The organism is Streptomyces longispororuber, from assembly GCF_024448165.1.
Taxonomy (GTDB): Bacteria; Actinomycetota; Actinomycetes; order Streptomycetales; family Streptomycetaceae; genus Streptomyces; species Streptomyces longispororuber_A.
The window spans coordinates 33,833-42,546 of record NZ_JAMOLN010000068.1 but is presented as its reverse complement, the minus strand read 5'-3'; the positions used below and the strand labels follow the sequence as shown (position 1 = coordinate 42,546).

Annotated in this window: 6 protein-coding genes; 4 read left to right on the top strand and 2 right to left on the bottom strand. The window is 70.1% G+C overall.

Annotation, left to right across the window (positions count from 1 at the left end):
• Positions 1 to 22 precede the first annotated feature (22 nt).
• Together M4J07_RS20280 and M4J07_RS20275 are read right to left on the bottom strand one after the other, a co-directional pair.
• Positions 23 to 1,774 (bottom strand): thiamine pyrophosphate-binding protein, encoded by a 1,752-nt coding sequence (locus M4J07_RS20280; protein ID WP_255973896.1) that lies wholly within the window; start codon positions 1,772 to 1,774, stop codon positions 23 to 25.
• A complete protein-coding gene (locus tag M4J07_RS20275; RefSeq protein WP_255973894.1) occupies positions 1,771 to 3,273 on the bottom strand; it encodes an aldehyde dehydrogenase family protein in 1,503 nt (500 codons plus the stop codon). Before M4J07_RS20275 ends, M4J07_RS20280 begins: the two co-directional genes overlap by 4 nt.
• A gap of 206 nt (positions 3,274 to 3,479) precedes the next feature.
• On the opposite strand from M4J07_RS20275, the gene M4J07_RS20270 reads away from it, so the two are divergent.
• The 4 genes from M4J07_RS20270 (at position 3,480) to M4J07_RS20255 (ending at position 8,638) form a co-directional block, all read left to right on the top strand.
• Positions 3,480 to 4,247 (top strand): IclR family transcriptional regulator, encoded by a 768-nt coding sequence (locus M4J07_RS20270; protein ID WP_255973892.1) that lies wholly within the window; start codon positions 3,480 to 3,482, stop codon positions 4,245 to 4,247.
• Positions 4,248 to 4,285: 38 nt separating this feature from the next.
• On the top strand, positions 4,286 to 5,488 hold the full coding sequence (locus M4J07_RS20265) for a CaiB/BaiF CoA transferase family protein (protein WP_255973890.1): 1,203 nt from the start codon (positions 4,286 to 4,288) through the stop codon (positions 5,486 to 5,488).
• A complete protein-coding gene (locus M4J07_RS20260; RefSeq protein WP_255973888.1) occupies positions 5,485 to 6,297 on the top strand; it encodes a citryl-CoA lyase in 813 nt (270 codons plus the stop codon). The genes M4J07_RS20265 and M4J07_RS20260 overlap by 4 nt, the downstream gene beginning before the upstream one ends.
• A gap of 190 nt (positions 6,298 to 6,487) precedes the next feature.
• Positions 6,488 to 8,638, top strand: a complete 2,151-nt coding sequence (locus M4J07_RS20255; protein ID WP_255973887.1) for an outer membrane protein assembly factor BamB family protein — start codon at positions 6,488 to 6,490, stop codon at positions 8,636 to 8,638.
• The last annotated feature ends 76 nt before the right edge of the window (positions 8,639 to 8,714 follow it).

Sequence of the window (8,714 nt, the reverse complement as noted above, 5' to 3'; positions counted from 1 at the left end):
TGCGAGCGCGGGGCCGTGGTTCTCAGACCGTGTCGGCCGGGAAGTGCCCGGCGTAGATGTCCTTGATGTTCCAGTGGCCGGGGGTTGGGACCGGTTCGTTGACCATGGGGACGTCGAGGACGGCGGGGCGGCGGCGCTCGATGGCGTCCGCGAGGGCCTTGCGCAGTTCCGCGGGGGCGGTGACGGTGTAGCCGTCGGCGCCGCAGGCCTGTCCGTACTGGGCGAAGTCGGGGCTGTAGGACTGTCCTTCGGCGTCGGTGAACTCGCATCCGTAGGAACGGCCGAAGGAGGAGGCCTGCAGGTCCGCGATGGTGCCGTGGGCGCGGTTGTTCATCACGACGAAGATGACCGGTGCACCCTGTTCGACGGCCATGGGGACGGCGGGCAACTGGGCGCTCATGCCGCCGTCACCGATCAGGGCGACGACGACCTTGTCCGGCTGGGCGATCTGCACACCGACGGCCGCGGCGGGTCCGAAGCCCATGGTGGAGGCGCCTCCGGGGGTGATGAAGCGGCCTTGCTCGGGCAGTTCGTAGCACTGCGCGACACCGTTCTTGTTCCAGCCGACGTCGGTGACCAGCACTGCGCTTGCGGGGAGCGTTTCGCGCAGGTCGGTGAGGATGCGCTGGGGACGCAGGGGGAAGTTGTCGCTGCGGCCGGCGTCCGTGGCCGCGTCGAACACGCTGCGCCGGGCGGCGGCGATGGCCTCGCGCAGGCCGGGGCGGGTGACGGGGGTGTTCCGGCGGGCGTGGACGGCCGTTGTGATGGCTTCGAGAGCCAGGGCGACGTCGGCGACGGCACCGATGTGGACCGGGTAGTTGCGGCCGATCTCGGCGGGGTCGATGTCGATCTGGATCAGTTTGCTGGGCGGGAAGTTCCAGGTGTAGGTGCTGTCCCAGGAACTGGCGTCGGTCTCGGCGAAGCGGGTGGCCAGCGCGAGGACGATGTCGGCGCCCTTGGTGTGTTCGTGGGTGGTCTCCAGGCCCCAGAAACCTGGCATGCCCAGCAGCAGCGGGTGCTGGTCTGCGATGGCGCCCTTGCCCATCAGGGAGTGGGCCAAGGGGATGTCGAGATGCTCGGCCAGGTCGAGGAGCGCGGTGCGCGCGCGGGGACTGCGCAGTCCGCCTCCGAAGTAGATGAGAGGACGCTCGGCGGTGAGCAGCGACTCGGCGATCTGGTCGGCGGTGGACTCGTCCAGGCCGGTGGAGCCCAGGTGACAGGGCTGTGGGTGGCTGTCGGTGTAGGGCGCGACCGGACGATTGAACAGGTCCATGGGGATGTTGACGAGTACGGTGCCGGGGCGGCCGCTCGTGGCGGTCCAGAAGGCACGCTCGGTGATGCGGGGCAGGTCCTGGACGCGTTGCACCTGCCAGGTCCGCTTGCAGAAGGGCTGGTAGATGGCTGTCTGGTCCGCGTCCGCGTGGAGGTTGACCTCCTGGTGGGGGTGGCGTCCGTAGTAGTAGGAGGGGACGTCGCCGGTGATGACGACCAGGGGGACGGAGTCGAGGGCGGCGGTGGCCACGCCGGTGACAGCGTTCATCATGCCGGGGCCGACGTGGGTGAGCAGGACTCCGGGGCGGCCGGTGGCGCGGGCGTAGCCGTCCGCGGCGTGGGCGGCGGCCTGCTCGTGGCGGGCGATGACGAATTCGATGGGGCTGGGGCCGAGGGCGTCCAGGAGCGCGATGTTGGTGTGGCCGCAGGTGCCGAAGATGTACTCGACGCCGTAGGACTCGAGTTGGGCGACGAGGGCTTGGGCTGCGGTGACGGTGGTCACGGATTCTCCTTGGGCAGCTCGCGGTGCTCGCCCCAGACGGACAGGCCGCGCAGCATGAGGGTCTTGACGACGGTGTAGTCGTCGATGAGCCAGCGGGGGGCCTCCCGGCCGAAGCCGGAGTCCTTGACGCCGCCGAACGGGATGTGGTCGAGCCGGTAGTTGGAGGATCCGTTGACGATCAGTGCGCCAACCTGGAGGCGGCGCCATGCGGTGAGGATCCGTCGGACGTCGTGGGTGAACAGGCCGGCCTGCAGTCCGTAGCGGCTGGCGTTGCAGGCGTCCAGGACGGTGTCGAAGTCGTCGTAGGGGATGACTGCGACGAGCGCGCCGAACACCTCGTGCACGACGACGGAGGCGCGGTCGGGCGGTGCGGCGATGATGGTGGGCGCGGCAGTGGCTCCGTCGCGGGTGCCGCCGCGCACCACACGCGCGCCGAGCCCGGCGGCTTCCTTGGACCACTGCACAACGCGTTCGGCGGCGTCTTCGTCGACCATCGATCCGATGTCGGTGTGCTCTTCCAGCGGGTCGCCGATCTTGAGGGCGTCGACGGCGGCGGTGAAGGCGTCGAGGAAGGTGTCGAAGCGGCTGCGGTGCACGTAGACGCGCTGGACGGAGATGCAGCTCTGGCCGCTGTTGCTGTAGCCGTTCTTGGCGCACAGGGCGGCGGCCGCCTCGATGTCCGCGTCGTCGCAGACGATGGTGGCGGCGTTGCCGCCGAGTTCGAGGGCGAGGCGTTTGGCCCCGGCAGCGCGGGCGACGGCGGCGCCGGTGGCGGCGCTGCCGGTGAAGCTGATCACGCTCACTTCCTCGGCCGCGCACAGGGCCGCGCCGACGTCCCCTCCGCCGTGCAGGAGTTGCACGGCCTGGTGCGGCATCCCGCTGTCCAGCAGAAGGGCGACGATCGCGGTGGAGATGGCGGGAGCCTGGGGCGGGGCTTTGACGAGGGTGGTGTTTCCGGCGGCGAAGGAGGCGCCCAGCTTGTGGGCGAGCAGGTTGGCCGGCGCGTTGAACGGGGTGATGGCCAACGCGACGCCGGCGGGGGCGCGGTAGGTCAGGGCCGTGTTGCCGACACCGGTGTCCCAGCCCGCGACGGGAAGGTTCTCGCCGTCGATACGGCGGGCCTCGGCGGCGCATACGGCGAAGGTGGCGGCGACGCGGTCGATCTCGGTGCGGCTGTCCTTCAGGGGCTTGCCGAGTTCCAGGGCGAGCAACCTGGCGAGCCGTTCGCGGTGCGCGGTCGCGGTGTGGGACGCGGCCTGCAGGATGTCGGCGCGGGCGGCGGGCGCCAGGGAGGCGACCCGGTCGGCGAACAGGTTGCTGTGCTGCAGGGCGTGGGCGATGTCGGCAGGCGTCGCGGCGGGTGCCCGGCTGACGGTGCGTCTGAGGTAGGGGCCGGTGCGTTGCAGTGGCGGTCCGTCCCCGCCCCAGGTTCCGGCGACGAGAGGCAGGGCGTCGACGATGTCAGCTGTGTCGGCTGCCTTGAGGAGGTCTTGCAGCATCACATCTCCAGAGAAAAACCATCTAGTGGTTTCCGTGGACTGCTCTGTGGACTGGCGTGTAACGTACGGGCGCCGAGAGGCCGTGGCAATAGGTCGGCGCAAGGAAGTTCAGAACAGCGATTTCCCCTGAGAGCACCGCTGTTGGAAGCTGGCGCCCCGGTACCGTCACCGACCCGACGGCGGTTGCCCAGACACACGGAGGAGACATGGACACGGAGCAAGGGCAGAGCGGGGTACGCAGTGTGCGGCGCGCTCTGGACATCCTGTCGCTGCTGACTGAAGATCAGCCCACGGTCCTGCTACGGGACATGGTCGAGGCCACCGCTCTGCCCAAGACCACGGTGGTCCGCCTGGTGCAGACCCTGGAACAGTACGGACTGCTGTGGGCCACGCCCGGGGGATACACCGCCGGGCCGGGCCTGTGGCGCTGGGCGCATCTGGCCCACACCAGCTGGGAGTTGCCGGCCGACACCCAGAAGCTGCTGCGAGAGCTCGCGGAGCGCCGCGGCGAGACGGCCAACCTGATGATCCGGCGTGACATCCACCGGGTGTGCGTCGCCCAGCAGGAAAGTCCGCAGCCGTTGCGTCACGTCGTGCGCGTGGGCGACGAACTGCCCCTGTGGGCGGGCGCGTCGTCGAAGGTGCTGCTCATCGGCGCCACCGACGGGCTGCTGCAGCGCGTCGCGGCCGCCTCGCCGCACGGCGTGGCCCATGCGGAGCAGCTGAGGCTGTGGGCCGACGAAGCCGCGGAGCACGGGTTCGCAGCCAGTCACGGAGAGCGCGACGTCGGCCTCACGGCCGTTGCCGTGCCCATCCGTTCCCAGTCCGGGGTGGTGGTCGCCTCCCTGTCTCTCAGCGGGCCCAGCGCCCGCATCCCCGACGCAACGATCGAGGAGTTCGCACAGGACCTCATGGAGGTCGCCGCGCGGATCGCCTCCCAGGGCTTCGCTCACCCCCTGGGGCCGCGCACCTAACCCACGCGCGCCGCACCGGCGCCCGGAAGGAGACGCACATGCACGGACGACCACTGAACGGCATACGCGTTCTGGACCTGACGAATGTGCTGGCCGGACCCTACTGCAGCTACCAGCTCATGCTTCTGGGCGCGGAAGTAGTCAAGATCGAACGGCCGGGACAGGGGGACCTCGCACGGAACCTGGGCCCCGATGCGGCGCTGAACCGGGATCGCATCGGGGCCTCCTTCCTCGCCCAGAACGCGGGCAAGAAGTCCGTGGAGCTCGACCTCAAGGACAGCGCCGACCGCAGCGTCTTCGAAGACCTGCTGGCCGGCGCCGATGTGCTGCTGGAGAATTTCCGCGCCGGCGTGCTGGCGCGGATGGGCTTCGGCCCCGAGCGGCTCGCCGACCTCAACGAGCGGCTGGTGTACTGCTCGATCTCCGGATTCGGGCACACCGGGCCGATGGGCGATGCCCCTGCCTACGATCAGATCGTCCAGGGCCTGACGGGCATGATGAGCGTGACCGGCACCATGGAGACCGCCCCTCAGCGCATCGGCTTCCCGGTGTGCGACACCACCGGCGGACTGATGGCGGCGCTCGCCATCACCTCCGCACTGCTGCATCGCGAGCGCACCGGCCAGGGAGTCAGACTCGACGTCTCCATGCTGGAGGCATCGATGTCCACGATGGGCTGGGCGGTGTCGAACTACCTGGTCAGCGGTGTGCCGCCGCAGCCGTTGGGCGACCAGAACCCGACCGCTGCCCCCTCGGGCACCTTCCAGACGCTCGACGGCCCCCTCAACATCGCCGCCAACCAGCAGCGTCAGTTCGAGACGCTGTGCCGCCTCGTCGGCGCGCCCCAGCTGGTGGCGGATCCGCGCTTCGCCCAACGGGAGAACCGCAAGGTTCATCGCGAGGAACTCAATGCCGCACTCAACGCGGCACTGGCGCTGCGCCCTGCGGCCGACTGGGAACGTGACCTCAACGCAGCCGGGGTGCCCGCGGCCCGGGTACTGACCGTCCCCCAGGCGCTCGAGCAGCCGCAACTGGAGCACCGGGGTTTCGTCAGCGCCCTGCCCCACCCCGGCCGCCCCGACCTCGCCCTGCACGTGGTGGGCAACGGCGTGCTCTTCGACGGGGAGGCTTTCGTCCCGCCCTCCCCACCACCTCTGCTGGGCCAGCACAACGATGAACGCACGGAGCTGGCGCGAACCTGGGCTGCGGCGGCCGACGTCGAAGGGGCGGCCGCCTCATGACCAGCGCCCAGGACGAGGCAGCCCAGTGGTGGGCGACCGCGGTCAGTCATATCGAGCCCGGCAGCATCGAGCTGCGCGACCGTCCCATCGAGCAGCTGATCGGCGAGGTCGGGTTCGTCGACGTCATCTGGCTCCTGCTGCGCGGCGACCTGCCCTCCCCCCGCCAGTCGGCACTCCTCGAAGCGGCACTCGTCGCCGGCGTCGACCACGGCCCGCAAGCGCCCTCGATCGCCGCCGCCCGCATGGCCGCCACCTGCGGAGTCGGCCTGAACAACGCCATCGCCACCGGGGTGAACATGCTCGGCGACGCACACGGCGGGGCCGGCCAGCAGTGCGTGGAGATGCTCACCGACATCCATACCCTGCACGACACCGGCAGCACCTGGGACGAGGCCGCCCGCCGAACCATGGCCACCTGGCAGAGCCGCTCGCGCTACCTGCCCGGCTTCGGCCACCGCTTCCACCCACGCGACCCCCGGCGCGATCCGCTGCTGAACCTGGTGGACCAAGCCGTCGCCGACCACGTCGTCAGCGGCGACTACCTGCACGCCGCCCGGGCTGTCGAGGCCACCCTTGCACGCCGCCGGAAGGGCGCACGGCCGGTCCCCATGAACATCGACGGTGCCACTGCCGTCATCTACGCCGAGCTCGGCTTCCAACCGCCTCTGGCCCGGGGCCTGTTCGTGCTCAGCCGCTCGGTCGGCATCCTCGCTCACGCCTGGGAGGAGACCGGTCAGGGACGACGCAACAAAGGCCCCCTGCCCCGCTCCGTCCTCCCCGCCCGCCTCACACCCACGCCACAGGCGTGAACAAGTCAGCGCCGACCTCTTGCCACGCCCCCGCCCCGTCCCTAACGTAGCTTTTCGCCAAACGGCAACCATCACACGGATTATCCGAACCGCCTAGCGGACCATGATCCGTTTCGCTCTCCTCCCTCCCCACCTGACCATCAGCGGCCGCCCTTGACGGCCCGTCAGGCACCTTCCTGAAAGAGGGACCATGGACAGACGCAGCTTTCTCACCACCACCGCGGCCTCCACGGCCGGCACCGTCACCCTGCTCAACTCCGCGCCGGCCCAAGCCGCTTCCGCATCGGACACGCTGGCACGTCCCGTACCCGCCCAGACGCACGCCGCGACCGGCCAGGACTTCCCCAAGGCGGGCGGCAACCTGGGCAACCAGAACTACTCCTGGCTCAGGCGCATCCACAGCGACAACGTCCGCAAGCTGGGCGGTGCCTGGCACATCAACCTGGAAGGCGGCTCGACCTCCTCCCACCAGCAGTGCGCCGTCATCGCCCAGGACGGCATCCTCTACCTCGCCACCACCCAGCAGAACGTCTTCGCCGTCGACGGCCGCACCGGCAAGATCAAGTGGAAGACCAAGGTCGGCAGCGACACCACCAACATGCGCGGCCTCGCGCTGGGCAAGGGCCTGGCGTTCACCATCACCGGCGACAACAAGGTGATCGCCCTCGACCAGAGGACCGGCACGATCACCTGGACCCGCGAGCTGCTCGTCGAGGACCAGGGCGACCCCGACTGCGACCCCGCGAGCGGCCAGTGCGGCGGCAGCAAGGGCGGCCTGGCCGGCGCCGCCGTCTACTGGGACGGCCTGGTCTACATCGGCACTCAGGGCAGCACCGCCGGAGCCCGCGGCCGCGCCTACGCCCTCAACGCAGCCACCGGTGAGGTCGCCTGGACCTTCTGGGGAACGCCCGGGCCGGGCGAGTTCGGCCACGACACCTGGGAGGGCGACTCCTGGAAGACCGGTGGCGCCGTGTGCTGGATCCACCCAGCCGTCGACCCCGAACTGGGCCTGGTCTACTGGACGTTCGGCAACCCCTATCCCCGTACCGACGGCTCCACCCGCGGCGGCGACAACCTCTTCGCCAACTGCCTGGTCGCCATGGACGCCAAGACCGGCAAGCGGCGCTGGCACTTCCAGTCCGTCCACCACGACATCTGGGACTACGACGGCGTCATGTCCCCCGTCCTGGCCGACGTGCTGATCAAGGGCCAGAAGAAGCGCGTGGTCGTCTACGGCAGCAAGACCGGCATGTACTACATCCTGGACCGCGCCACCGGCAAGCCGGTCCACGGCATGGAGGAACGCCCGGTCCCCCAGCACACCGCGCAGAAGACGTCACCGACCCAGCCCTTCCCCGGCGGCGAGCCCTTCGTCGAGACCGAGCCGCGTCTCGACAAGGCCACCCGCCCCGTTCCCTTCTACCCCACCGGCGGCCTGTTCGAAGTCCACTGGGACCGCGCCACCATTCTCTTCCCCGGCGCGGGCGGCGGCGCCGACTGGTCCTTCCCGTCCTTCAGCCATCGCACCGGCCTCGTCTACGTCGGATACGGGCTGATCAACTCCGCGTACTCCAACACCCACGGCGGGCGCGTCAACACCGCCCGCCCACTCGGCGAGTACTTCGCCGGAGGCCTGGCCGCGGTCGACCCGCGCACCAACACCGTCGTCTGGCGCCAAGAGGGCGACTGGTCCCTCGCCCACGGCAACGGCATCCTCAGCACCGCCGGCGGCATCCTCTTCCAGGGCCGCCCCGACGGCATCCTCACCGCGCTCGACGACCGCGACGGCAGCGAACTGTGGACCTGGCAGTGCGGCGCGGGCGTGAACACCAGCCCCCTCACGTACGAGATCGACGGCGAGCAGTACATCGCGGTCCTGGCCGGCGGCAACGGACTGCCCTACCCCGACATCCCCAAGGGCGATCACCTGTGGGCCTTCAAGCTGGGCGGCTCCGCCGAGCCGGCCGCCGCGCCCACCCCGCCCTCCAAGCGCAACCAGATCCGCACCGCAGCCGTCAGCGGCGACACCGCCAAGAACACCGTCACCCTGGGCCGCGTCTGGGACGGCACCAAGAACGCCCCCGGAACGACGGAGAACCTCGTCGCGCAGAACGCCATGGCACCCCAGCACCTGAGCATCGCCAAGGGGACCACGATCGCCTTCACCAACCCGGCCGACAACAAGTCCGCGCACGGCGCCGTCTCCTTCTTCGAGGCCGAGTTCGACACCGGCCTGCTCATGCCGGGCCAGACCTACAGCTACACCTTCAACACCCCGGGCGAGTACTTCTACAACGACCCCGCCGCCCCGCAGAACACCGGCAAGATCGTCGTCAAGTAGCCGCAGCTCCCTCCCGGCCGCCCGGCCGCATCAAGCCCGCGGCCCGAGGCAGACCCGGCCCCCGCACAGCGACACC

Excerpts from the sequence above, each read along its gene's own strand:
- M4J07_RS20275 (WP_255973894.1), bottom strand. The coding sequence starts at position 3,273 with ATGCTGCAAGACCTCCTCAAGGCAGCCGACACAGCTGACATCGTCGAC.
- M4J07_RS20270 (WP_255973892.1), top strand. The coding sequence starts at position 3,480 with ATGGACACGGAGCAAGGGCAGAGCGGGGTACGCAGTGTGCGGCGCGCT.
- M4J07_RS20265 (WP_255973890.1), top strand. The coding sequence starts at position 4,286 with ATGCACGGACGACCACTGAACGGCATACGCGTTCTGGACCTGACGAAT.
- M4J07_RS20260 (WP_255973888.1), top strand. The coding sequence starts at position 5,485 with ATGACCAGCGCCCAGGACGAGGCAGCCCAGTGGTGGGCGACCGCGGTC.
- M4J07_RS20255 (WP_255973887.1), top strand. The coding sequence starts at position 6,488 with ATGGACAGACGCAGCTTTCTCACCACCACCGCGGCCTCCACGGCCGGC.